This is a genomic window from Rhodococcus sp. IC4_135, from assembly GCF_011602025.1.
Taxonomy (GTDB): Bacteria; Actinomycetota; Actinomycetes; order Mycobacteriales; family Mycobacteriaceae; genus Rhodococcus_F; species Rhodococcus_F baikonurensis.
In genome coordinates this window covers 18763-44995 of record NZ_JAAOLG010000003.1, presented here as the reverse complement: position 1 = coordinate 44995, position 26233 = coordinate 18763, and the positions used below count along the sequence as shown (strand labels likewise).

At 61.9% G+C, this 26233-nt stretch carries 18 protein-coding genes and 1 pseudogene; 15 read left to right on the top strand and 4 right to left on the bottom strand.

The window, feature by feature from the left end; all coding sequences use genetic code 11:
- Positions 1–13: 13 nt before the first annotated feature.
- From G8767_RS08305 to G8767_RS08295, 3 genes are all read left to right on the top strand, one after another.
- Positions 14–1381 carry an NAD(P)/FAD-dependent oxidoreductase gene (locus tag G8767_RS08305; protein ID WP_095972372.1) on the top strand — a complete coding sequence of 456 codons (1368 nt, stop codon included), beginning with the start codon at positions 14–16 and terminating at the stop codon, positions 1379–1381.
- A 79-nt stretch (positions 1382–1460) separates the two neighbouring features.
- A complete protein-coding gene (locus tag G8767_RS08300; protein WP_095972373.1) occupies positions 1461–2213 on the top strand; it encodes an IclR family transcriptional regulator in 753 nt (250 codons plus the stop codon).
- Between the two features lie 99 nt (positions 2214–2312).
- Complete coding sequence (locus G8767_RS08295) at positions 2313–3500, top strand: 4-hydroxybenzoate 3-monooxygenase (RefSeq protein ID WP_166809840.1); 1188 nt, start codon at positions 2313–2315, stop codon at positions 3498–3500.
- Between the two features lie 30 nt (positions 3501–3530).
- Here the strand turns inward: G8767_RS08295 and G8767_RS08290 are convergent, their stop codons facing one another.
- The 3 genes and pseudogenes from G8767_RS08290 to G8767_RS08280 form a co-directional block, all read right to left on the bottom strand.
- Entirely contained in the window at positions 3531–3884 is a 354-nt protein-coding gene (locus G8767_RS08290) for a nuclear transport factor 2 family protein (RefSeq protein ID WP_124568051.1), read from the bottom strand.
- Positions 3885–3931: 47 nt separating this feature from the next.
- Positions 3932–5253: pseudogene (locus tag G8767_RS08285) on the bottom strand (ClC family H(+)/Cl(-) exchange transporter).
- A 115-nt stretch (positions 5254–5368) separates the two neighbouring features.
- The gene (locus G8767_RS08280; RefSeq protein ID WP_095972376.1) at positions 5369–5989 is read right to left on the bottom strand and encodes a LysE/ArgO family amino acid transporter; all 621 of its coding nucleotides are present in this window, start codon (positions 5987–5989) and stop codon (positions 5369–5371) included.
- A gap of 75 nt (positions 5990–6064) precedes the next feature.
- On the opposite strand from G8767_RS08280, the gene G8767_RS08275 reads away from it, so the two are divergent.
- The 5 genes from G8767_RS08275 to G8767_RS08255 all read left to right on the top strand — a co-directional run bounded on the left by G8767_RS08275 (position 6065) and on the right by G8767_RS08255 (position 13251).
- Positions 6065–6958, top strand: a complete 894-nt coding sequence (locus G8767_RS08275; protein ID WP_095972377.1) for a LysR family transcriptional regulator ArgP — start codon at positions 6065–6067, stop codon at positions 6956–6958.
- Between the two features lie 132 nt (positions 6959–7090).
- The gene (locus tag G8767_RS08270; RefSeq protein ID WP_166809839.1) at positions 7091–8563 is read left to right on the top strand and encodes an AMP-binding protein; all 1473 of its coding nucleotides are present in this window, start codon (positions 7091–7093) and stop codon (positions 8561–8563) included.
- Positions 8564–8648: 85 nt separating this feature from the next.
- Entirely contained in the window at positions 8649–10496 is a 1848-nt protein-coding gene (locus G8767_RS08265) for a DUF3556 domain-containing protein (RefSeq protein ID WP_166809838.1), read from the top strand.
- The gene (locus tag G8767_RS08260; RefSeq protein ID WP_166809837.1) at positions 10493–11926 is read left to right on the top strand and encodes an NAD(P)/FAD-dependent oxidoreductase; all 1434 of its coding nucleotides are present in this window, start codon (positions 10493–10495) and stop codon (positions 11924–11926) included. The genes G8767_RS08265 and G8767_RS08260 overlap by 4 nt, the downstream gene beginning before the upstream one ends.
- 35 nt (positions 11927–11961) lie before the next feature.
- On the top strand, positions 11962–13251 hold the full coding sequence (locus tag G8767_RS08255) for a helix-turn-helix domain-containing protein (RefSeq protein ID WP_166810074.1): 1290 nt from the start codon (positions 11962–11964) through the stop codon (positions 13249–13251).
- Between the two features lie 92 nt (positions 13252–13343).
- On the opposite strand, the gene G8767_RS08250 is transcribed toward G8767_RS08255, so the two are convergent.
- Entirely contained in the window at positions 13344–14642 is a 1299-nt protein-coding gene (locus tag G8767_RS08250) for an HNH endonuclease signature motif containing protein (protein ID WP_166809836.1), read from the bottom strand.
- 116 nt (positions 14643–14758) lie between these two features.
- On the opposite strand from G8767_RS08250, the gene G8767_RS08245 reads away from it, so the two are divergent.
- From G8767_RS08245 to G8767_RS08215, 7 genes are all read left to right on the top strand, one after another.
- Positions 14759–16057 (top strand): SWIM zinc finger family protein, encoded by a 1299-nt coding sequence (locus G8767_RS08245; RefSeq protein WP_166809835.1) that lies wholly within the window; start codon positions 14759–14761, stop codon positions 16055–16057.
- Positions 16054–17538 (top strand): DUF5691 domain-containing protein, encoded by a 1485-nt coding sequence (locus G8767_RS08240; protein ID WP_166809834.1) that lies wholly within the window; start codon positions 16054–16056, stop codon positions 17536–17538. Before G8767_RS08245 ends, G8767_RS08240 begins: the two co-directional genes overlap by 4 nt.
- Positions 17535–18650 carry an AAA family ATPase gene (locus tag G8767_RS08235; RefSeq protein ID WP_095973722.1) on the top strand — a complete coding sequence of 372 codons (1116 nt, stop codon included), beginning with the start codon at positions 17535–17537 and terminating at the stop codon, positions 18648–18650. Before G8767_RS08240 ends, G8767_RS08235 begins: the two co-directional genes overlap by 4 nt.
- On the top strand, positions 18647–20833 hold the full coding sequence (locus tag G8767_RS08230; RefSeq protein WP_166809833.1) for a DUF5682 family protein: 2187 nt from the start codon (positions 18647–18649) through the stop codon (positions 20831–20833). The genes G8767_RS08235 and G8767_RS08230 overlap by 4 nt, the downstream gene beginning before the upstream one ends.
- Positions 20830–21993, top strand: a complete 1164-nt coding sequence (locus tag G8767_RS08225) for a VWA domain-containing protein (protein WP_166809832.1) — start codon at positions 20830–20832, stop codon at positions 21991–21993. Before G8767_RS08230 ends, G8767_RS08225 begins: the two co-directional genes overlap by 4 nt.
- Before the next feature lie 42 nt (positions 21994–22035).
- The gene (locus G8767_RS08220) at positions 22036–23658 is read left to right on the top strand and encodes an MFS transporter (protein ID WP_166809831.1); all 1623 of its coding nucleotides are present in this window, start codon (positions 22036–22038) and stop codon (positions 23656–23658) included.
- A gap of 237 nt (positions 23659–23895) precedes the next feature.
- Complete coding sequence (locus G8767_RS08215) at positions 23896–26232, top strand: EAL domain-containing protein (RefSeq protein ID WP_240952059.1); 2337 nt, start codon at positions 23896–23898, stop codon at positions 26230–26232.
- The last annotated feature ends 1 nt before the right edge of the window (position 26233 follow it).

The following is a 26233-nucleotide window of genomic DNA, read 5'->3' as shown; positions in this document are numbered from 1 at the left end:
TGAGGAGTTTGTTGTGGATAGAACAGCTGCGGGTCGCGCCGACATCGACGCGACTGGACACGAGAAGACTCAGGTAGTGATCGTCGGTTCGGGCTTCGGAGCCCTCGCCGCGGCCAAGACCCTCGCGAAGTCCAAGACGCCGTTCGTTCTCATCTCCGCCACCACCGAGCACCTCTTCCAGCCGCTGCTCTACCAGGTGGCGACGGGTGTTCTGTCGGCAGGCGAGGTGGCTCCGCCCATCCGCACGATCCTGCAGAAGTACCCCAACGCCGACGTCCGGCTCGGCCGCGTCGTCGAGGTCAACGCCGAAGAGAACACCGTCGTCTACGAAGCCTCGGGTACCCGCCATACGCTCGGGTACCGCTCGCTCATCGCAGCCACCGGTGCCACGCAGGCGTACTTCGGTCATGACGAGTTCGAGAAGGTCACCTACAAGCTCAAGACCGTCGAGGATGCCGAGGTCCTGCGTAAGCAGATCCTGCGTTGCTTCGAAGAGGCCCACACCACCAACGACGCGCTGGTTCGTCGCAACCTGCTCAGCTTCGTTGTCGTCGGTGCCGGCGCAACCGGCGTCGAGCTCGCCGGACAGATCAAGGAACTGGCGCGTCGCTACTTCGCCAAGTCCATCAACAACATCAGCGCCGACGAGGTCACGGTCACCATGGTCGAAGGCGCCGGCGTCGCCCTTCCGGCCTTCGGTGGAAAGCTCAGTGAGTACACGCAGGCTTCGCTCGAGAAGTCGGGTGTCGAGGTTGTCCTCAACACCATGGTCACCGCCATCGACGAGCACGGTGTCACCGTGTCCTCGGCAAAGACCAAGGAAGAGAAGCGCATCGACGCCGAGACCGTCATCTGGTCGGCCGGTGTTCGCGCCAACGACTTCGCCGCAGTGCTCGGCGAGGCAACCGGTTGTGACACCGACCGCGCGGGTCGTCTGCTCATCAATCCGGACTTGACTGTCGGCGGATTCGCCAACGTCTTTGCCATCGGTGACATGACGTCGCTGAACGGTCTGCCGGGTCAGTCGCCCGTCGCGATGCAGGGTGGCCGTCACGCCGCGAAGATCGTGAACGGAAAGGTCAAGGCCGGAACGCCTTTCAAGTACTTCGACAAGGGCAGCATGTCGATCATCAGCCGATTCAGCGCTGTGTGTCGCGTCCGCAAGGTCGAGTTCAAGGGCACGATCGCCTGGTTCATGTGGTTGGCCGTCCACGTGATGTATCTGGTGGGCTTCCGCAACCGGTACGTCGCTGTGATGTCGTGGTTCGGTTCGTTCATCGGTCACCGTCGTCCGCACTTCCACTACGCACAGGAGCCGATGAAGATCGAGGCCGCACCGCCGGCGGTCGAACGCGAACCGGAATTGGCGCACTCCGCGTAGCTCCGCACCGCCTGAACACGTTTCGCCTGATGTCAGTCACAGTGGATTCTTGGTGGCACTGCCCTGTCACACTGTGTGAATGGCATCAGGCGACCGTTCGTTGATCGGCCGGGCATTCATCGTGCTCGGTGCCTTCGACGCGACGTCGCCGCGGTTGACGCAATCGGAGATCAGTCGTCGTACCGATCTGCCACTGCCCACCGTCCATCGACTGTGTGGGCAGTTGGTGGCTGAGGGCGCACTCGAGCGTCGGAGTGACGGCAAGTACCAGGTGGGAGTGCGGTTGTGGGAGATCGGCGCTCTTGCGCCCGGGGCACATGGGCTCAGGCAGGTGGCGTTGCCGTTTCTCGAAGACCTCTACGAAGTCACCCGAGAGAACGTGCAGTTGGTCGTTCGTGAAGGTACCGAGGCTCTGTACCTCGAGCGCTTGTCCTCGCGTAGCGCTGTCACCGTTGTAGGTCGCGCAGGCGGAAGATTGCCGCTGCACGCGTCGAGCGGTGGATTGATTCTCCTCGCGCACGGCGGGACCGAGCTTCTCGACGACGTCCTCCGTGCCGGTCTCGAGTCGTTCACTCCCAAAACCATTACTTCCGAGCGAATCTTGCGAGCAACCCTCGACGAGATCAGACGCACCGGATTCGTGGTCTGTCGTGAGTATCTGAACGTCGGGACCCTTGCCGTTGCCGCTCCGGTTCGCGAATCCGGCGGCAATGTCGTTGCAGCGGTCTCGACAGTTGTTCCGGTGGAGCAGGATCCGGCCCCTTTACTGCCGGCTTTGGTCGCGGCCGCCCGTGGAATATCACGCGGGCTTGGCGGCGGCGGACTTGGATAGCTCGTATTCGGTCTTTCACTGAGTGAAATTGCAGCTGTTCAGAGGAGTGGTCGTGGTCGAGGGTGGTCTCAATCGTCACTCACCTCAGGAGTTCTCTGTATGTCTTCTTCGCGCACCCAGGTCGGAATCGTCGGTGGTGGTCCCGCCGGGTTGATGCTCTCGCATCTGTTGCATCTGAAGGGAATCGATTCGGTAGTCCTGGAATGCCGCACTCGCGAAGAGGTAGAGGGCACCATTCGTGCCGGTGTGCTCGAACAGAACACCGTTGATCTCATGGTCGAGACAGGACTCGGTGACCGACTGAAGCGGGAGGGCCTCGAACATCACGGAATCGAGTTGCGATTCGGTGGGCGAGGGCACCGCATCGCCTTCGACGAACTGACCGACGGGCGCGCAGTCACGGTGTATCCGCAACACGAGGTGCTCAAGGATCTGATTGCGCGACGCCTCGCTGACGGCGGGGACATTCGATTCGGAGTGTCCGGCGCACAAGTACACGATCACGAATCGGATCGCCCGAGTATTACTTTCGTCGACTCGGACGGAACCGAGCAGAAGCTCGAGTGCGCCCTGGTGGCCGGTTGCGACGGATCACGTACCGAAACGCGAAAGCTGATTCCCGAACCGTCGATCCGCACGGATCATTTCCGGCAGTACCCCTTTGCATGGTTCGGCATCCTGGCCGAGGCGCCGCCGTCATCGGAAGAATTGATCTACGCCAACCACGAGCGTGGCTTTGCGCTGATCAGCACGCGAACACCCCAGGTGCAGCGTCACTACCTCCAGGTCGATCCGAACGACTCCGTGGACAACTGGTCCGATGATCGGATCTGGGACGAGCTGCACATGCGCGTCGACGGTGAGGGGGCGGAGATCAAGGACGGCAAGATCTTTCAGAAGTCGATCCTCCAGTTCCGCAGCTTCGTGTGCGAGCCGATGCAGCACGGCAACCTGTTTCTTGCAGGCGATGCGGCGCACACCGTGCCGCCGACCGGCGCGAAGGGTATGAATCTCGCGATCGCCGACGTCTACGCGCTGTCGAACGCCATGGACAAATTCTTCACCTCGTCCGACCGAAAGATGTTGGACGGGTATACCGAAACGGTGTTGCCACGCGTGTGGCGGACGCAGCACTTTTCGTGGTGGATGTCGTCGATGCTCCATCGCTTGCCAGACGACACCGGTTTCGGGCATCGCCGTCAGCTGGCCGAACTGGACATGGTCACGCGTTCGGTCGCCGGGCGAACGTTGATCGCCGAGAACTACGTCGGAACGCCCTTGGCGTAGAGGGGTGTTCGCAGGTCGAGTTGGATGAAATCAGGGGAGCGGGGTGCCTTGATGATGTACCAATTGCCATCCGATCGGTGTTCGACGCCACAAAGATGTTCGCCGCGCGCGACGCCTACCTCGGACTGAATCCCACTGGGTGAGGACGTAGCCGTCGTCGATGATTCGACCGGTCAGATTATGAACTTCGATGCCCTCGTCGATGGGTTCGTTCCGCAGTGATTCAACTGTGGACGCGACATTCCAGACGCTACCCGACGCGCCTATCTCGACGAAGTCCTCGGCAAGCAATGCAAGTACGCGTGCACTGCTGCGCCTGCATTCGACAGTTTGCAATTCCCGCTCCAGGGCGAGGACCTCCCCGACGTCGGTTCCTGGGGTCATGAATGCTCCTCTGCGTACATACATGTCGGGGACGATGTCGATCGTGATCATCGCAGAGGTGGACGTCGAGTTCCCAACATTCGTTCTCGAAGGCTGTCGTAGATAGGAGCCGAACCTGCCAAGGTGGCTACGAAAACCGCTGCTGCAGTGGACGCGAGCATCGGAACCAGCGTCGACGTCACCGCTGTCATCTCGACCACGATCACGATTCCGGTGAACGGAGCGCGTACTACGGCGCCGAAGAAGGCAGCCATGCCGACGGTAGCCATGGTGATCGTGAGTCCGGCGTCCACTCCGGGCACGAAGCTCGACAGCCCGGTGAAGATCGTCCCCAGAGTGCACCGAGTGCGAGTAGAGGAGCGAACAGTCCGCCGGGAGTCCCGGCGGCGTACGACAGCGGGCCGGTGAAGAACCGAACCACCAAGTACAGCAGCAGAATCGGCAGAACAAATGTCTTTCCGCCGACGATCATCTGTGCAAGGACGTCGCCGCCTCCACTGGCCAGCGGGTCGAGGAACAGCGTCAGGCCGATGACCGCGCCGATCGTTGCGGCGATGACGGTCGGCGGGATCCTGTCGAGTCGCGCTACGACGTCGAGTAGTCCCAGAATCAAGCGGTTGTACGCGATGCCCAGCAACCCCGTCAGTATTCCGAAGACGACGAACAGCGGCAGTAGTGCGAGTTGAGGTGTGGGCACGGTGCCGACCTCGAAATCAGGCTGATCGCCGATGACGATTCGTGCACAGCCCACCGCGACCGAAACACCGAAAAGCGTTGGCAGCACGGTGCGCAGCCGGAACGAGTGCGTCACTTCCTCGCAGACGAACAGTGCGCCGGCGATCGGCGCGTTGAATGCGACAGCGAGTCCGGCTCCGGCCGCGGATGTTTGCAACATGGCGACATCCGGTTCGGAAAGGCGGGCCCGTCGTCCCGCTTCTGCACCGATCGCCGCGCCCATGTGGACGGTGGGGCCTTCACGGCCGAGAACCAGACCGGAGCCGATCGCCAAGAGACCGCCGATGAATCTGGCAGGCACGAGATTGATACCCGGAGGTTTCGCTTCGCCACGGGACACCGCCTCGACATGCTGGATACCGCTTCCCTTCGCGAGGGGAACTCGTCTGACGATCAGTACGGCAAGTACGGTGCACAGGGCCACCAGGAGTACCGGCACGAGCCACCCGACGTACGGAACGTGATGCGCCCAGTCGACGATCGTCCGACGGAGTTCGTCGGCCCTGATCAGGCACCAACGGAACGCGCCGCCGACAAATCCGACCCCGACACCGGCGACCGCAGCGAGTAGACACGGCAATCCCAGTCCGCGGTTGGAGTCGCGCGGTTCGGTGCCGACATCGTCCTCGGTCATCGTGATCAGCCCTACCTGATGGTCACAACTCTCGACAGGTGAATTGAGCCTCCCTCACGTTGGACGGTAACCCATCCCGCTACCCGCAGTGTCGGATCGAGGTTGTGCGGCCGAGTCACAATTCGATAAGCAGGCTGATTCCGAGAACTGCCATCATCACGGCGATCAGAGCATCGAGAATCCGCCAGGCGTTGGGTTTCGCAAAGAGCGGCGTGAGTAGACGTGCGCCGTAACCGAGGGCGCCGAACCAGACCACACTTGCCGTGATGGCACCGGCCGCAAACCACCAACGTCCGATTTCGCCGCGACCGTTGGCAATTGAACCCATGAGCACCACGGTGTCCAGGTACACGTGTGGATTGAGCCAGGTGAGGGCCAATGCCATCGTGACGGCGGTAAGCCTCGACCCGTTTCCATGTTGATCCGGTGCCAACGTCTGGGGTCGAAGCGCCCGTTTGGCGGCGAAGATCGCATAGCTCAGGAGGAAAACGGCGCCGGCGATACGAACGAACGTGATCAGCGACGGTGCGTGCTCGAGGAGGGTCCCGATTCCGCTGATGCCTGCAAGAATCAGAATTGCGTCTGACAACGCGCACACTGCGACGATCGGGAGTACATGCGATCGAGTCAGGCCTTGGCGAAGAACAAACGCATTCTGGGCGCCGATTGCGACGATCAAGGACAGTCCGACCCCGAAACCGACGAGGGCCGACGCAGGGTCGTTGGTGCTGAGCATGGTGTCGAGCCTGCCGCTCAGATTTCAATCAGTCCAGCTAATGATTCTTAGGATGCATCAGAGTAGCTTCAGATTATGTTGGATTTCGAGCAGTTGAGGGCATTGCACGCTGCGGTCGACGAGGGAACCTTCGAGGCGGCGGCGCGGAAGTTACACATCACGCCTTCGGCGGTCAGTCAACGAATCAAAGCTCTCGAGACCTCGGTTGGCCGGATCCTGGTGCAGCGCACCAAACCCATCCAGGTCACAGATTCAGGGAGAGAAGTCCTGCGTCTTGCCCGTCAGATAGACGCCCTGTCGCGTGACACCGTGCGAGAACTCGGTTTGGAAAACGGTTCGAACAGCTTCGCCCGCGTCTCGATCGCGGTCAATGCCGATTCGCTGTCCACGTGGGTTCTCGGGGCCCTCGCGGAGTTCACGCAAGAAGTCAGTTTCGATTTTCATCTCGACGATCAAGACCACACCACCGAACTGCTACGCGACGGTTCGGTCATGGCTGCCGTCACGTCTGTCGCGTCACCGATTCAAGGGTGTACCTCCAGTCGGTTGGGCATCATGCGGTATCGGCCGATGGCGAGCGCAGAGTTCTGCCGTCGTTGGTTCGCAGATGGTGTTACGGCCGAATCCCTTTCGGAGGCACCGCTGGTTGTGTTCAATCGCAAGGATCTGCTGCAGGATCGGTACCTCGATCAAAAGATCGGCCACCCGGCAGATCCGCCTCGCCATCTTGTTCCGTCATCGGCAGACTTCGCGGACGCCGTCAGGCGGGGATACGGCTGGGGATTGATACCGGACCTGCAGCGCGGCGACGACGATCGATCCGGGGTGCTGATCGGATTCGATCCGGACTTCGTGGACGACGTTCCGCTGTACTGGCAGCAGTGGAAACTGTCGTCACCGGTCTTGCGCCGGATCTCCGAGGTGGTGACCCGCCGCGCCCACGAGGTGTTGCATCAGCCCTCGAGCTGATGAGCACCGCACCTGCCGTGTTGTGCTCGGGGAACAAAGAACCTGGATAAGTTGATCCCCTGGGACCGTTTCTTCGGCCACAGGACGCCGATAGTGTTTTGAGTCACACACGAATGAAAGGTGCTGACTCTCGTGGCGGACATCGGATATCTGGCTTGGGATCTTGCAGAGAAGTACGGGAAGAAGCCGTGCCTGCGGGACGACCACGTCGAACTCACGTATGAAGAGTTCGCAGATCGCACGGAAGCTGTTGCTGCGCAATTGGCCGGACTCGGAATCGGACTCGGCGACGTGGTGGCGGTCATGCTGCCCAATCGCGTCGAGTTGCTGATCGCGATCATGGCTGCCTGGCGTATCGGTGCTGCCGCTACCCCCATCAATCCGATGTTCACCGCGAACGAAGCGGATTACCAGATCGCGGACTCCGGGGCGGAGTTGGTCATCACCGCCACTGCCGACGCGCCCTCGGGTGGCCGTGCGGTGTTGGTCGTCGACGATCTTGCGACAGAGCCGCCGACGGACCCTCGGCCCGGAATCGATGTTGCAGCAGACGATCTGGCTCTCCTCATCTACACCAGCGGCTCCACCGGACGGCCCAAGGGAGTGATGCTCACGCACGCCAACCTGCAGTTCATGGCTTCGTCGATGGGCAAGAACATCGGAGTCACGGGCGCGGATCACTGTCTGTTGATTCTGCCGCTGTTCCACGTCAACGCGATCTGCGTCAGCGTCTTGACGCCCTTGCTTGTCGGCGGACAGGTCAGTGTCACCGGGAAGTTCTCGGTTTCGAGATTCTTCGACGACGTTGCGAGGCTTCGCCCCACTTATTTCTCGGCAGTGCCGGCAATCTACGCGATGCTGACCTCACAGCCGGAAGACTCCTCCATCGACACGTCATCCTTGAGGTTTGCCGTGTGCGGTGCGGCGCCGATCAGCAAGGAACTCCTCGACCGCGCGGAGCAGCGCTTCGGGTTCGTGATCGTGGAGGGTTACGGACTTACCGAGGGGACTTGCGCGTCGGCCTGCAATCCTGTGGACGGCGTGCGCAAACTCGGTACGGTCGGACCGGCGTTGCCGGGCCAGCAGATTGCCATTCTTGCCGAGGACGGAACCTTCGCTCCCGTCGGTACTGCCGGAGAGGTGGTCATCAAGGGCGACAACGTGATGCGTGGCTACCTCGGCAAGCCGGAGGAGACCGCGAAGACGGTCAGGGACGGTTGGTTGTACACCGGTGACGTCGGAGTCCTGGACGAGGACGGCTACCTGACCCTCGTCGACCGCATCAAGGACATGATCATCCGTGGGGGAGAGAACATCTACCCCAAGGAGATCGAAAACTCGCTCGCTACACATCCTTCCGTGCTCGAGGCCGCCGTCATCGGCGCTCCGCACCAGGTCTACGGAGAGGTGCCAGTTGCCTATGTCGTTGCCTACCCCGATGCACCCGTCACCGAAGACGAACTGCTCGAACATGTCACGGCCTTGCTCACCCGAGTAAAGGTGCCAGTGGCGATCTACGTCGTCGATGCGCTTCCCCGAAACCCGGTGGGCAAGATCGACAAACCCGGAATGAGACGAGCGTTGAGCGCAACTCCCGCTCACTAGTCACTTCCCCGTAATACCAGCACAACTCGACGACGTCCGTCGAGTCGATCCGTCATGCCCACATTCCGTATTTCAGGAGCACATCATGGGATTCAAAGAAGGAAACTTCCCTCCCGTCGATCCGGCAACCTTCATGGACAAGCCGTTTCTCGAGCGTCTGCGTGACATGTCCACGCACTGGGTGGATTACGGCTTCGGTACGCCGAAAATGGTCCACACCGTCTACATCATGAAATTGTTGTTCCTCTACCTGGCAGCTGGAACAGCCGTTGCCACTTTGACTTCCGGCCTCTCGTGGTTCGACGTCGGTTCGTGGTGGAACCAGCCGATCGTCTACCAGAAACTCATCATCTGGACGATGATGCTCGAGATGCTGGGCTTGGCAGGATCCTGGGGACCGCTCGCCGGCCACTTCAAGCCGATGACCGGTGGAGTTCTCTACTGGATTCGCCCCGGCACGATTCGCCTGCCACCGTGGCCGGGCAAAGTGCCGCTCACCTCGGGTGACTCCCGCTCGGTGTTCGACGTTTTCATCTATCTGGCCGCAGTCGCCAATCTACTTGTTGCAGCGGTTCTTCCGGGCGTTCACACCACAGGACTCGATTCGGCCTTCGCTGACAGTGCCGGACTCGTACGTCCGACGGTCTTGTACTCCTTCCTGGTGCTCATGGTGATTCTCGGGTTGCGTGACAAGGTGCCCTTCATCGCTGCACGTAGCGAGCAGTACCTGCCGGCAATCTTCTTCTTCACGTTCCTGCCTTTCGTCGACATGATCCTGGCGCTCAAACTGCTGATCGTCATGGTGTGGATCGGAGCCGGTGTCTCGAAGTTCGGTCGCCATTTCTCGCTGGTGGTTCCCCCGATGCTCAGCAATACGCCGTGGATCCCGTCGAAGAAGATCAAGCGCGCGCATTACCGGAACTTCCCGGAAGATCTTCGGCCCTCGCACCTGGGCGGCGGCGTCGCACACGTGGCCGGAACGATGGTCGAAATCGTCACCCCGTTGATACTGCTGTTCTCGACGAACAAGACTCTCACCATTCTTGCCGTGATCCTCATGGTCGGATTCCACCTGTTCATCGCGTCGACCTTCCCGTTGGCCGTTCCGCTCGAATGGAATCTTCTGTTCGCCTACGCCTCGGTCTTCCTGTTCCTGGGCTTCCCGGCGTGGGACGGCTACGGCCTCGGCGCTATGTCCTCTCCGTCGATCACCGCGGGAATCATTGCAGCCCTTGCCTTCTTCCCGATTCTCGGAAACCTCCGACCAGATCTGGTGTCGTTCCTGCCGTCGATGCGTCAGTACGCCGGCAACTGGGCATCCGCGACGTGGGCATTCGCTCCGGGCGCCGAAGCCAAGATCGACCAGTACATCAAGCGTCCGTCGCCGGATACGCGCAATCAGTTGATGATGATGTACCCCGAGGACGTGTCCGACGTCGTTCTGCATCAGCTGTTGGGCTGGCGTTCCATGCACAGCCAAGGGCGTGCGCTGTTCTCTCTGATGATCAGACACCTCGGCGACGACATCAACACGTATTCGCTTCGCGAAGCCGAGTTCATGTGCAACTCCATCGTCGCCTTCAACTTCGGTGACGGCCACTTGCACGACGCGAAACTGATCGCCGCTATTCAGCGTCGCTGCAATTTCGCACCCGGTGAGTTCCTGGTGACCTGGATCGAATCGCAGCCCATCCACAAGGGAACACAGGAGTACCAGGTGATCGATGCGGCTCTCGGTGTCATCGAACGGGGTACTTTCAAGGTCGCCGACGCAGTCGCCGAACAGCCGTGGTTGCCGAACGGGCCCATTCCGTTCGACGTTCAGTGGACACTGGACGTACGGGCCGACCGTGCGGCAACAGATCCGCAGGTCGTCTCCGAACCGAAGATGCGTACGAGGGCCAGCGGTAGCGAGCAAGAGGTGAGTAAGTGACAAAGGCCGTAGTCGTCGGCAGCGGGCCCAATGGGCTCGCTGCCGCGGTACACCTTGCACGTAGCGGTGTGGACGTGCAGGTACTCGAGGCCGCCGACCAGATCGGCGGAGGCACCCGATCCGGTCCGCTCGACGTGCCGGGGTTGATCCACGATCACTGCTCGGCGTTTCACCCCATGGGTATCGGCTCGCCGTACCTGTCCAAACTGGACCTCGAGCGGTACGGGCTGATCTGGCGCTGGGCAGAGGTGGACTGTGCGCATCCGCTCGACAACGGCGATGCCGGCGTTCTGTACCGCTCGCTCGAGCAGACGGCGGCGGGACTCGGCGCGGACGGACCTCGATGGCAACGCATGTTCGGCGATTTGTCGACGGGATTCGACGCTCTGGCGTCCGACCTGATGCGTCCGATCGTCAACGTTCCGCGCCATCCGTTGCGGCTTGCGGCTTTCGGTCCGCGAGCGCTGCTTCCGGCCACGGTGACCGCGAAGTTGTGGAAGACCGACAAAGGAAAGGCTCTCTTCGGCGGGGTTGCCGCGCACGCCTTCTATCCGCTCAACCGTCCGGCTACATCGGCGGTGGGATTGATGATCACCGCGGCTGGTCACCGCTACGGTTGGCCGGTTGCCGAGGGAGGTTCGCGTTCGATCACCGACGCCATGGCCGCGATGCTCCTCGATCACGGCGGCAAGATCGACACCGGCGTTCGGATACGTACGGCGTCCGAGATTCCTGACGCCGATGTTGTTCTGCTGGATGTCAATCCGGGGGGTGCGCTCGAAATCCTGGGCGATCGACTCCCGGGCCGAGTGGCGAAGGCCTATCGAAAGTTCAAGCAGGCTCCCGGAGCATTCAAGGTCGATTTTGCGATCGAAGGTCATGTACCGTGGACCAATCAGGATTGCGCTCGGGCCGGAACTGTCCATCTGGCAGGTGGTTTCGACGAAATCGTGGCAGCTGAGCGTGAGACGAATTCAGGCCGTATGCCGGACCGGCCGTTCGTGCTCCTCGGTCAGCAATACCTGGCTGATCCCACCCGCTCGGCCGGGAACGTCCATCCGTTGTACGCCTATGCGCACGTGCCTCACGGCTACAGCGGCGACGCGACGGAGGCGGTCATTCGTCAGATCGAGAGGTTTGCGCCAGGATTCCGGGATCAGATCGTCGCGACGTCGAGCAGTGGTACAGCTGATCTGGCACAAGACAATCCGAATCAGGTAGGAGGCGACATCATCGGAGGTGCGAACACCGAACTGCAGGTTGTCTTGCGTCCGCGCGTCGCAGTCGATCCGTACAGCACTGGGATCGAGGGCACTTACCTGTGCTCGGCCTCGACCCCGCCGGGTGCCGGAGCACATGGAATGTGCGGGTACAACGCGGCAGAATCGGCACTGAAGTACCTGCGGCGGAAGGGTGCAGAGGTTCTGTGAGTAGTCCATCGCACAAGGAGCGAGGCGCCGGAGCAATGCGGCGTCTCGCCAGAGTGCCTGCAGCTGCAGAGCCGGAAGTGCTTGCCGTTGTTGCCGAGTTGGCGCGACGACTCGACGAGCGCAGCGCCGATATCGCGCGTGAGATGGCCTTCATGATGGCTCACGAAATCGACCAATTGGATGCAGACGCCAAATTGCTCGAAATGCTCGAGGCCAGCGTGCAGGGAAACATCACGACGATCATCCACGTATTGGCCAACGACATTCCGATCGATCATCTCCAACCGACCACTGCCGCAGTAGAATACGCTTTGCGTCTGGCGCAGCGAGACGTTCCGTCCAACTCTCTCGTTCGGGCCTATCACATGGGCCAAGGCGATCTGATGCGGATCTGTCACGACGAGATCAGCACACTGGATATTCCGGCGCGACTGACTTTGGCTGTCCTGAAACACACTTCGGACGTGGTCTACAGCTACATCGACTGGATCACGCTCTACGTCTTCGACGCGTACGAGCGGGAGCGCAGTCGATGGATGGCAGCGCAGGGAAACCTCCATTCGGCCGCGATCCATGCCCTTCTGTCCGGTACCAACGCAGATAACGCTGCTTTCGAAGCGGAGACCGGATACCGCCTTGGTCAAAACCACGTCGCCCTGGTGGTCTGGTCGACGTGGGATGCGGACGTCATGGGCATCAACACGCTGGATCGACTCGTACGTGATCTCGGCGCAGCGGCGGGAGCGGACAAGCCGCCGATCATCACCGCCATCGATCGACGCACGGTGTGGGCGTGGCTGCCCTTCGGTCGCCGGATTCCAGCGCCGGATGCGGACGTTCTCGCGGCCGCAGTGCCGTTGGACGGCGGAGCACGGGTGGCCATCGGACTGCCGGGGTCGGGGGTCGACGGTTTCAAACGATCTCACGAACAAGCCACTGCCGCCTATTCAGTTGCTGCCGTCCCGGATACGCCACAGCGACCCGTGGTGAGTTTCGGGGACCGCGGCGTCGCCGTGGTTTCGCTTCTGTCCGAGAACATCGATTCTACGAAGTCATGGGTCTGGGAGGTGCTAGGCCCGTTGGCGGACGATACGCCTTCTGCTGCGTCCTTGAGGACGACGTTGAGTGTGTACTTCGCCCACGGAGAAAGCCATCTGCACACTGCCAATCATATGAATCTGCACCGGAATACGGTGAAGTATCGCATCAACAAGGCGCTGGGCGATCCGGTCGCTGCGGGCCGAGACAAGTTGGATCTTGCTCTGGCCCTGCAGGTTTGTGAGTTGTTGGGCAGATCGGTCTTGCGCCCCGCGCGAACGTCGTGAGTTGTGGACGCTCCACGGCCTCTGGGCTCCATATCGGGTTTTGATGTCCGATGCGGAGCCTGGCCGTGTTCTGTTGTGCCTGAGGTTCGTCCTCAGGTTGTGAAGGTGGTGTTCGCCGGCCGCGGGTGCCGCTGCGGGTCGATCGAGGGCGGTGGGATGAACCAGGGTTTGTTGTCGACCCCGATCCGGATCTCCCATTTGCCGACGAACCCGGGTTTGCGGTGCATCAACCGGTGATGTGAACGGCACAGCAAGACCAGGTTGTTCATCACAGTCGGGCCGCCGTTGGCCCAATGCCGAATATGGTGCGTATCGGTCCACGCGGGCACACACGTGCAGCCGGGGAACGCGCAGCCTTTATCCCTCGCGATCAGCGCGACGCGTTGTTCGGCGGTGACCAACCGTTTCCCGGGTTTCGCATCCAACGGTGCGCCGTGATCGTCCAACAGAACAGTGGACAGGAAACAATCACACCCGAGAAGCCTGGTCTGCGACACCGACAGCGGTCCCAGCCAGGGCATGTGCCCCACATCGAGATCCGACACAGATTCCCCGCCATCGGAGGGTGCCGCGGCGCAATCCGGGTGCTCGGCGAGATCCCGGGCATTGATGTGCACGTTCACGTGCGGCCGCTGCCCGCCATCCATGCCGGTCTTGGCGCAGTCCAGATACCGGCGGATCAGTTCGGTGAACCCGTCCGCGGTCCGCTTCGCCGCCGACCGAGAATCCGGCGTCCCATCGGGTGCCGGGGTGGGCATCGTCAGATTCGACAACGCCGACAACAGCATTTCGCCGGTGAGGGCATCGAAATCCCCACGCACCACCACCCGACCATTCAGCGTCGACGCGATCCGCAACTCGTTGCGATCCACATCTTCGGCGGGCGGAATTTCATCGGATTCGAAGATTCGCTCCAACGTCGCGATGACGTTCCGCACCTTGGTGGTCGTTGCTTCCACACCGGAAGCGGCAGCCAACAACAAGTCGATGCACTTCGGTAGCGCTTCCTCCGGCATCCCCTTCGGCGGTGATTCACAAAACGCCACGATCAACACGGCATGATCGAACGAACAATCCCCGCAATCGAACCGAGCCGCCACCGCGGGAAACGGCCGCAGCGCCGCACCCAACGCGGCGATCTTCTTCCCGTCCCGAACCTGCAACATCGTGTTCGACGCCAACCAGGAACCCACCCCGCGGCTGGCGATCACCTGATCATCCGGGCGCAACGACAGCTCGTCGACCACCGCCACCCGCACAGCCTCGAGACGCAGAATCTCCACACTCGCCGACACCGCAGCCTCACGTAACTCCGCCGTGGTCAGCTGCCACAGGCGTCCGCGCAACCCCACCGCAGAACCCGACACCACATCCGACAACAAGACACTCATTGAATCCCCCGATCCCCTACACAAAGAGTACTCGAACATGCGTTCGAGTAAAGGGTTAATTCAAGAATGAATCGGCCTGACTCTGCGATGTCAGCGGGTTGTCATACTGTGGTCGAGTGACTTCGCCGTGGACAGCTGGGCAAGTGGCATCGGTAGCACCCGACGCCGCATCGCTGGCCGCTGCGCGCAAGTTGGCTGGTTCGTGGAGCCACGCCGGCTACAAGGGTCTCGCGCTTTGGGGGCTGTGTCAGGGCAGCGGCTCGAAGCCGTATCAAGCAGTAGTTGACCTGCGGGGCCCTGCTTACAAGTGCTCGTGCCCGAGTCGAAAGTTTCCGTGCAAACACGCTCTGGGGCTGTTGGTGGAATGGTCGGAGGGGCGTGTTCCGTCGGCGGCCGAGCCGGCCGACTTCGCTGCCGAATGGTTACTGCGCCGCGAGGAGAAGGCCGAGGGCACCGGCGAAGGCGGCGACGAGGTGCCCAAGAAGGCTCCCGACCCGGCGACAGCGCAGAAGCGCGCCGACCGAGTGGCGAGCGGACTCGCCGAATTGGATCTGTGGATCACCGATCAGATCCGCAGTGGTCTTGCCGCGATGGACACGTCCTGGGCGGGCTTCGATGCGATAGCCGCTCGCATGGTGGATGCCCAGGCGCCCGGTATCGCCGGCACGCTTCGAGCATTGGCGGGAACCGTTGCGTCTACCGAGAACTGGCCCGAGAAAGTCCTCGACGAGTTGGCTCGGTTGCACCTGCTGGTCACTGCGCATCAGAAGCTGTCCGAACTGCCGGAAGATCTTGTCCATTCGGTGAAAGCGCACGTCGGCTATCCCGTTTCCACCGACAGTGTGATGGAATCGACTCCGGTGCAAGAGAACTGGATGGTGCTCGGTTCCGGGATCACTGAGGAGAAGCGGCTGTTCACCCGAACGGTGTGGATGCGCGGTCGGACGTCGAGACGTTGGGCCATGCTGCTCGACTTCTCCCATGGGGCACCCAACTTTTCCACCGAAGCGCCGCCAGTAGGTTTTTTGGTCGACGCCGATCTTCATTTCTACCCCGGTGCGGCGGCGTTGCGGGCGCGGCTGGGGGCAACGCATAGTGAACCTCAACCGTTCACAACCCTGCCGTCCGGAAGCATCGATGCTGCGCTGCAAGAATTCACCGATGCCCTCGCAGCAGATCCATGGTTGCGGTCGTGGCCGGCAGTGATCAGTTCGGTGGTCCCGTCGTTCGTCGACGGTGCCTGGTTTCTCGTCGACGAATCGGGCGCAGCGATTCGGGCAGAGGGTGATTCGGACCTTTTATGGAAGTTGCTCGGCATTTCCGGCGGTTACCCGGTCGCAGTCTGCGGAACGTGGAATGCGCAGGCTCTTGCCCCGATCTCGGTTTTCACGGGAGGGCAGGTGATCGTGCTGTGAGCGCATTGATTTCTGCGGCACTTCTCGGGACCGCCAGAACAGCAATAACGTTCGAGGAACTTCCGACCACGGTGCGTTCCAGCACTCGCGAACTCGACGGCGATCCTGCCGAGTTGCTGCTCGCAGCAGCAGCGTTGGAGAAGGCGTACCGCCGTGGCGGTGCGGGCGCCATCACGGCTACGGTGCCGACACTTGCCCCAGACGATGTGCGGTTCACCCTGCCGGAATCGTCATCCGCACATCTGCTGTCGATGCTCGCGGCCAAGGCGACCTTGCTCGACGAATGGTTTGCCGTTGCGTTGTCGCGCAACTACCGTGCCCCCGATCATCTTGTTGCCGAGCTGCTTTCCTTCGCTCGGGCGAGTGAGACTCACCGCGAGAGTATTCTCCAGCTGGTCGGCGAGCGTGGTCGCTGGCTTGCCGCGCAAAACCCTGAGTGGAGCAAGCTCGTCCGAACCCGGGATGCAAACCCGGATGTCTGGCGCCACGGAAGTTCGGCCCAGCGCACGCAGTGGCTGATGGACACTCGCCGAACAGATCCCACGTTGGCGCTGGCCGAACTCCGAAAGTCCTGGGGAACCGAGCGTGGCGAACAGAAGGCCGCGTTCGTCTCGGCGCTGGCCATCGGATTGAGCACGGACGATCAAGCATTGTTGGAGGAAGCCCTCGACGACCGTCGCAAGGACGTGCGGCGCGCAGCAGCGGACGTGCTCGGACGACTTCCCGAATCGGAGTTCGGGGAGCGAATGGCCGCCCGGGTCCAGGAATGGGTGCGGGTGGAACGGAAACTGCTTCGATCCACGATGGTCGTCCTGCCGCCTGAAGAACTCGATGGACCGGCGAGGCGCGACGGTATCGAAGACCGGCCGAATCCGCACACCGACTATCGGGCCGAGTATGTCCGCCAGGTGATCAGTGCAACTCCGTTGTCCTTGTGGAACAACATGATCGGTGGAGCCAAGAAGACGTTGGGGATGAGCGTCGACGAAGGTTGGGAGCCGATACTTCACGACGCTTGGTCCAACGCTGCAGCGGCACAGAACAATGCGGAATGGGCACTGGAACTCTTCCACGCGCGCGGCGTGGTCACCGATAGGCGACTGCTCCCGTTGGTGCCCGCCAAGGCGCTGGCAGATCTGCTGAGGGCCGGAAACGGTGATGCCAATGTTCTGCACCCGGGCCGGGCAGCGATCTACGACGCCCTGCGAGGTCCATGGCCCGAGGACATCACCCGGGCAGTCGTGGCTCAATGGGAACGAGCTGCGGCCAGACGTGCCGATGGTGGCGCCAAGGCAGGCGAATTCCCGCGCTACAAGTACGTAGCCTCCTTGCGCCTTGCCGAGACTCGATTCCCCTACAGCGCAGTAACTTTGCTGGATCGGGCAGCCGAGCGCGCCCGTGACCCGGACTGGCGGCAAACCTTCGCCAGAACTGCCAGTGCCATCACCCACCGTAAGACCCTGCTCGAGGAGCTCACATGACTGACAGCGTCACCGTGCCCATCACGGAACCGGCAAAGCTGATGCGTCCCCACGCAGAGCAGGAGTACGCGCTCGAACTCGAAGCGCTGGCCGCGCAAGATTCGCGCCCGCGCCCGCCGTCGTGGAACTTGTCGCCCTGGGCTGTGGTGACGTATCTGCTCGGTGGCACTCTCGACGACGGGACGGTCATTTCGCCGAAGTACGTCGGTCCACGGCGGTTGATGGAAGTAGCCGTCGCAACTCTTGCCACCGACCGCGCGCTTCTGCTGTTGGGCGTGCCGGGTACAGCCAAGACCTGGGTCTCCGAACACCTTTCGGCTGCAATCTCGGGTGCGTCGACGCTCCTGGTCCAAGGCACGTCGGGTACGCCCGAGGAAGCTATCCGCTACGGCTGGAACTACGCACGCCTGCTCTCGGAGGGGCCGACCGCCGGTGCACTGGTGCCTTCTCCCGTGATGACGGCGATGGAAACCGGGAAGATCGCTCGCGTCGAAGAGTTGACGCGTATTCCGGCCGACGTGCAGGACGCGCTCATCACCATTCTCTCCGAGAAGACGTTGCCGGTGCCGGAACTGGGCATCGAGGTGCAGGCAGCCAAAGGCTTCAATCTGATCGCTACCGCCAACGATCGGGATCGTGGTGTCAACGATCTGTCGTCCGCATTGCGTCGACGGTTCAATACCGTTGTCCTCCCGCTGCCGGCAAGCGAGGAGGACGAGGTGGCTATCGTGGCGCGCCGAGTCGAACAGCTGGGCGCAGCATTGGAATTGCCGACAACCCCCGCAGCAGCCGAGGAAATACGTCGGGTCGTCACCGTGTTCCGGGAACTTCGATCAGGCACGACCACGGACGGCCGCACCAAGTTGAAGTCCCCGTCCGGAACTCTGTCGACGGCGGAGGCGATCTCGGTGGTCACCAACGGTTTGGCGCTGTCCGCGCATTTCGGGGACGGCGTACTGCGGGCATCCGATGTCGCTGCCGGAATCCTGGGTTCGGTGATCAAGGATCCGGTCGCAGACAAGGTTGTGTGGAACGAGTACCTCGAGGCAGTAGTGCGTGAACGCGGAGAGTGGTCCGACTTCTATCGGGCTTGCCGCGAGGTCACCGGGTGACCATCGCCATTCCGGACCTGCGTGTCCGGGTCTTCGGAATCCGTCACCACGGCCCGGGATCTGCTCGTTCGGTTCGGCTAGGCCTGGAAGAGTTCTCGCCTGACGTCGTCCTGATCGAAGGGCCTTCGGATGCAGACCCGTTGGTGATGCTGGCGGCATCGGAGTCGATGGAACCGCCGATTGCGCTGCTGGCGTATGCCACTGGCGAACCGTCGAAGGCGGCATTCTGGCCGTTTGCGGTGTTCTCGCCCGAATGGCAAGCGCTGAAGTGGGCTGCGAGCAACGGTGTGCAGGCACGGTTCTGCGACCTGCCCGCGTTCAACGTGTTGGCGGATCAAGGGATTCGTACTACACGCGAGGGTGATCCTCTGGCTGAACTGGCGTCGGCCGCGGGGTTCGACGACACCGAACGCTGGTGGGATTCGGTGATCGAATCGAGCTCGGGCGCAGATTCTTTCGATGCGATCACCGAGGCGATGGAGGCGCTGCGCGAAACAGTGCCGATCGACGAGGAGACAGCGCATCGCGAAGCGTACATGCGTCAGGTGCTGCGAAAGACGTTGAAAGGAGGCGCTGAGCGGGTTGCCGTCGTCTGCGGGGCGTGGCACGCGCCGGCGTTGGTCGGAGCCTTGGGGCCAGCGGCTCCCGATGCTCGCATCCTCAAAGGAATGTCCAAGGTCAAGACCTCACTGACCTGGGTTCCCTGGACGCATTCGCGCCTTTCGTCGGCATCGGGTTACGGCGCCGGAATCACCTCTCCGGGCTGGTATCACCACCTGTTCACCGCGAACGACAAGACGATCACTCGGTGGCTCACCAAAGTTGCCCGGGTGCTGCGCGACGAGGACCTTCCGATCTCGAGTGCTCACGTCATCGAAGCTGTCCGATTGGCAGATACGTTGGCGGCATTGCGTTCTCGCCCGCTGGCCGGATTGTCGGAAGTTACCGAGGCTACGAGGTCGGTGATGTGCGATGGAAACGACGTTCTTCTGGATCTGATCACGCGAAGACTCGTCGTGGGCGAAGCCCTGGGTTCGGTGCCCGAGGAGACGCCGACGGTTCCACTCGAAGCGGACCTGCGTGCACGCTCGAAGACCCTGCGGCTCAAACAACAAGCGGGAGCCAAAAACCTCGATCTGGACCTGCGACGCGATATCGACGTCGAGCGTTCCCAGTTCCTGCACCGACTGGGGATCCTCGGGATCGACTGGGGGACGCCGGCCGACAGTGAGGTCCGTTCCACCGGAACTTTCCGAGAGACATGGGCTTTGCAGTGGAAGCCCGAATTCTCGGTCTCGGTGATCGAGGCGTCGCTGTGGGGTACGACGGTGGCCGAAGCGGCGGCCTCGCGGGTCGTGTCGAAGATTCACGAGCCGGACATCACTCTGGCGTCACTGATCGGACTACTGGAGAACTCGCTCCTGGCAAACCTTCCGGCAGCCTTGTCCGCTGTGCTGGAAAGTGTGAAAACGGTTGCGGCACTGGATCATAACGTGTCGCACTTGATGGCGGCGCTGCCCACGCTGACCCGAACGCTGCGGTACGGCGACGTGCGCGGTACCGACGTGTCGGCCTTGATCGACGTCGCCGACAGCTTGTTGATCCGCATTTGCACCGGCCTCGCAGTCGCTGTCACCGGTCTGGACGATCCCAGTGCCGAGGAGTTTCGCGATCACCTCGACAAGGTGCACGCGGCAGTCATGGTCCGTGACGACCGCGACGCGAGCGCACGGTGGTTGCAGGCGATGGCCGGCGTGATCGACCGCGACGACGTCAACGGTTTACTCGTCGGGCGGATGGTGCGGCTTCTGCGCGACAGCGGTTCGATCACGGAAACCGCTGCAGCCCAGCGATTGTCTCGGGCCCTGTCCGTGGGCAGCGTGCCGACCGCGAAGGCCGGGTGGGTCGACGGATTTCTCGGCGGAGGAGGGCTTGTGCTCGTTCACGACCGAGCGTTGCTCACACTGATCGACACCTGGGTCCGTCACCTTCGCGAGCAGGATTTCATCGACACGCTTCCGTTGCTTCGGCGCACGTTCGGAGCTTTCGAATCCGGGGAACGTCGGGCGATCGGTCAGGCAGTCAGGGGTGGCCGACGCGTCGAAACGACGGTGGAGACCGATGCTCGACGTGGCAGCGCGGCAATGGTGGTCGTTGCGCAGATACTGGGAGTGCGCGCATGAGTGACGACGATCAGCGCCTGCGACGCTGGAGATTGATGCTCGGCGAATCCGCCGAAGAGTCGACGGGTGGGCTGGGTCAACCGGGCGACAGTCGAATGGATGCAGCTCTTGCAGCGTTATACGACTCGTCCGGCCCGACCAAGGGGCGTCGGCGCTCAGCCGGTTTGGGGGCGTCGGCGCCGTCCGTCGCCAGGTGGCTCGGTGATATCCGCACGTACTTTCCCAGCACGGTGGTGCAGGTGATGCAGAAGGACGCTATCGACCGACTGGGCTTGGCGCAGTTGCTTCTCGAGCCGGAACTGCTCGATGCCGTCGAGCCCGATGTGCATCTGGTCGGGACGCTTCTGAGCCTGAACCAGGTCATGCCGGAGGCCAGCAAGGCAACTGCTCGAATGGTCGTCGGCAAGGTGGTTCGTGAGGTCGAAGAGCGGATCGCTCAGAAAACGAAGGCCGCGGTGACCGGAGCACTCAATCGCGCCGCCAGAACGTCGAATCCGAAGTTGCGTGACATCGACTGGGATCGAACCATCCGAGCAAATCTGTCGCACTACCTGCCGGAGTATCGAACGGTCGTCCCCGAGCGGCTCGTCGGATACGGCCGTAAGTCGAAATCCGTGCAGCGCGACGTGGTCCTGGCGATCGATCAATCGGGTTCGATGGCGTCGAGCGTCGTTTACGCATCCGTGTTCGGCGCGGTGTTGGCGTCGATGCAGGCACTGAAGACTTCGCTCGTCGTTTTCGACACCGCCGTCGTCGATCTGACAGACAAACTGTCCGACCCCGTCGACGTCCTGTTCGGAACCCAACTTGGTGGGGGCACCGACATCAACCGTGCGATCGCATACAGCCAGTCGCTGATCTCGCGGCCTACCGAGTCGATGTTCGTGCTCATCTCCGACCTCTACGAGGGTGGTATCCGCAACGAGATGCTGCGCCGCATGGCCGCCATGAAGATCTCCGGTGTACAAGTCGTTGTTCTGCTGGCGCTCTCGGACGACGGGGCGCCGTCGTTCGATCACGACAATGCGGCGGCGCTGAGTGCTCTCGGGATTCCCGCGTTTGCGTGCACGCCGGACAAATTTCCGGAACTGCTGGCCGTGGCTCTCGAACGCGGCGACGTGTCGGCCTGGGCGGATCAACTCACGCTCGAACAGCACTGACCGGTCTGCTTCGGAGAGCGGAGCACCGGGTACACCCGCACGATGGGTGACGGACAAGTTGCTGGTTCGACTACGCAGGCGGGTTCGGGACTGGTTCTCACGGTGTTGGCATCCAGCCAATTCCTGATGACCCTGGACAGCTCGGTCATGAACGTTTCGATGGCAACCGTCGCCGAGGACGTCGGCACGAGCATCACCGGCATTCAAACCGCGATCACGCTGTACACCCTCGTCATGGCGACGCTGATGATCACGGGAAGCAAAGTCGGTTCGATGATGGGCCGTCGCCGAGCCTTCGCACTGGGTTTGGTCATCTACGGCGCGGGTTCTCTGACAACGGCGCTCGCTCCCAATCTCGCGGTACTGCTGATCGGATGGTCGTTCCTCGAAGGCGTCGGCGCGGCGCTCATCATGCCGGCGATCGTCGCGCTCGTCGCCACCAACTTTCCGGCGCAGAAGCGGCCGGCCGCGTACGGTCTCGTTGCTGCAGCCGGCGCGATGGCCGTGGCAGTCGGACCGCTGATCGGCGGCGCCGCGACGACATTCGCATCCTGGCGTTACGTGTTCGTCGGCGAAGTCGTGATCGTTGTCCTCATCCTGCTGGTGCTCAGCAAGGTGGTCGACGTCCCACCGTCGAAGTCGCGTCTCGATTACGTCGGATCGATCCTGTCCGTGGTGGGACTGGGCATGATCGTTTTCGGTGTATTGCGTTCGAGCGAGTGGGGATGGGTGCAGGCCAAACCCGATGGACCGCAGTTGGTCGGATTGTCCCCGGTGGTGTGGCTTCTGATCGTCGGTCTCCTGGTCGTCTACGGGTTCCTGCGCTGGGAGGGGCGCCTGGCCGCTGCGGGGAAGGAGCCGTTGCTCGATCCGGCCATGCTGCGGAACCGCGAGCTCAGTGGCGGACTTTCCATGTTCTTCGCGCAGTTTCTGGTGCAGGCGGGCGTGTTCTTCGCGGTCCCGTTGTTCTTGTCCGTCGTTCTCGAGCTCAGCGCCCTCGAGACAGGAGTGCGCATCCTGCCGCTGTCGGCGGCGCTCGTGTTGGCTGCGATCGGTATTCCGAAGCTGCTGCCTACAGCGAACCCGCGGCGGGTTGTTCGAGTCGGTTTGTTGGTCATGATCTTCGGCATCTTGATGCTCGTGGCGGGCATGGATCCCGGCGCCAACGCGGCGGTCGTGATGATTCCCATGCTGTTCATGGGATTCGGCTTGGGATGTCTGTCCTCACAGCTCGGCGCGGTCACGGTGTCGGCGGTTCCGGACGATCGCAGCACAGAGGTCGGCGGGTTGCAGAACACCGCCACTAACCTGGGCGCATCCTTGGGGACCGCGCTCATCGGATCGGTTCTCATCGCCACCCTCACGACGTCTGCGATTGCCGGAATCGAGAACAATCCGGCAGTTCCGGTATCGGTGCAGCAGCAAGCGAGCACCGACATGGCTTCGGGTGTGCCGTTCCTGTCGACGACGCAACTTCGATCTGCTCTCAGTGATGCCGGCGTCGACGAATCCACGGCGGATGCGATCGTGAATGTGAACGAAGATGCCAGGCTGGACGCTCTCCGTGTCGCCTTTGCCGTGGCAGCGCTGCTCGCAATCGCCGCGTTGTTCCCGACCGCTCGCATCCCCCGGGTAGCCATCGGCGACAAACGTGCGACGAGCTAAGAATCAGCAATCGCAGATCGACCTGGAGGATTGAGAGATCGACCTCTGGATATAGTGATCTGCGCACAATCGATTCGTCAGATGGCTACCGTTGTGAAGGAAACAAGCAGCGAGTCTGAAACACTGACGTTTCACCGGATAAGGGTTCGGTGGGGAGCCAGGGGAGGTTCGGATGGCCAGGCGAGCGGATTCGACGCCCGCTGATGGAGCCTGCGCAGATGCCGGGATGCCTCGCCGATGAACCGTTTGAGTCGTCTGAGTCGATTGAGTCGCCAGGATCCTGCTTCGGAGGCCGACTGTAACAGCCTGTTTCGTCGTCAGATCGACGAAGCTGCGGCCGTTGCACCATTCGCCAACCTCGCATACATGGCGAGTTTGGTCGTGATTTTGGCTTACACCGTCCCACCGGGACGTCAAACCCTCAGGTGGCTGGGTGGTGCCCTGATCTTTCTTGTCCTCGCGAATTCGATTCGAGTGTGGATACCGCTGCGCTGGCGACCGTCGAAGCACACACCGCGCTACGACTACGTGGGTCTGGTTCTCGAAGTGATCGTGGTCGCGAGCCTCGACGTCACATTGTTCGCTCTGCTCTTTCACGACATGGACGTCTTCCGCGACTTGGTTCTGATTGCGACGATGGCCGGGATCATGGGGGCCGGAACAGTGACGTTCTCGAGCCTGAGATCGGTGAGCTTGACCTGGATCTACATTCACGGACTCGGCGTGTTCACGGTTCTCGTGGTCCACTCCGAACCACACTTTCGAATACTCGCAATTCAGCTGTGCATCTATATGTTTGCGCTCACTGTAGGGGCGGTCTATCTGTCGGCTTCGTTCCAGAGACGTTGTCTCGCAGAGTTTCAAGCGGAATCCGAGCGTCAGACTGTGGCATTGTTGCTCGACGGTTTCGAGGGCGGTTCGCGCGACTGGCTGTGGGAGTGCGACACCAACGGCCGGTTCTCACACACCTCGGCACGTCTCGCCGAGGTCGCCGGTATGACGGTGGACGAGTTGCAACAACTCACCTTCGGGCAACTCCTCACCAGACTCCAGATCGCATCGAGTCCGGAGGGTCGTACTGCCGCGGCCCAGATGATCGACAAACTCGAATCGAGTGCCCCTTTCCGGGACACCGTCGTTCCGGTGCACGTCGACGGTAAGCGGCGCTGGTGGTCCCTTTCCGGTAATCCCCGGGTCCTCGAATCCGGCGTGATTCTGGGTTGGCGCGGTGTCGGTTCCGACATCACGGAGAGGTATGTCCACGAACAGGAGATCCTTCGGCTTGCCGCGACCGACTCGTTGACCGGATTACCGAACCGTCGAGCGTTCGGTGTGGCGCTCGAGGAAGCGATCAATTCTCGGGCGCCGGAGAAGCAGGTCCTCGTCGGGATTCTCGACCTCGACAACTTCAAATCGGTGAACGACACCCTTGGACATCCGATCGGGGACCAACTACTTCTCGAAGTCACGAAACGCCTGCGCGAGGTCGTGGGTTCGGACATGTGCTCGCGGATGGGCGGCGACGAATTCGGGCTGATCGTCTGCACGTCGTCGCGCGACGATCCCGGCGCTATTTTCGATCGGTACCTTGAAGTGCTGCATGAGCCGTTCTTCGTCGAAGGTAATCGGATCGAAGTGCGGGCCACGATCGGTTACTCCAGTGCGCCGGAGGATTCCACCGACGCCGACGGATTGGTGATGCTGGCGGATCTGGCTCTCTACGAAGCGAAGTCGACGGGGCGCAATCGCGTCGGCAAGTTCTCGCCGCTGCTGCGAGCGCGGGCATCGGCGCGTGCGACGGCGCTGCACGAACTCGACAGAGGCATCGAGGAAGGGCAGTTCGACCTCCACTATCAACCCCAGGTCGACACTCAGACCGGTGAAGTGGTTGCCTTCGAAGCGCTTCTTCGGTGGAACCATCCGAGTCGCGGTCTCATCGGGCCGAGTCAGTTCATCTCGGTGGCAGAGGAAACCGGAATGATCATCCCCCTCGGTGCGCAGGCAATGGCGATGGCGACCGCTGCCGCCGCGAGATGGCCGAGCGGAATCGGTGTCTCGGTCAACGTTTCACCCGTGCAATTGGTGTCGCGCGAGTTCGGTGCAATGGTGACGAAGGCTCTGACTGAATCGGGCCTGCCTCCGCATCTGCTGCAACTCGAAATCACCGAGACGGGGGTTGTGGACGATCGCGCGATCCGCGATCTCTACAAGTTGCGTGAACTCGGTGTCACCGTCGCACTCGACGATTTCGGCACCGGCTATTCGTCTTTCGCCACGCTCCAGAGACTTCCGATCGACGTCCTCAAGATCGATCGCATGCTGGTCACCGACTCGGATGATCCGAAGATGTCCGTCGTGAAGTCCATTGTCGAATTGGCTGCGGCCCTGGGTATGAAGTCGTTGGCCGAGGGCGTCGAGACCATCGAGCAGTTCCGCCGCGTTCAGTGGGTCGGGTGTGACCTTGTCCAGGGTTACCACATCAGCAAGGCTCTGACCGCTGAGCGCGTCGATGTGTATCTTGCCGCGACGGACACGGAAACCGGGCGTAGCGTCCACCCACTGACCTGGCTGTGAA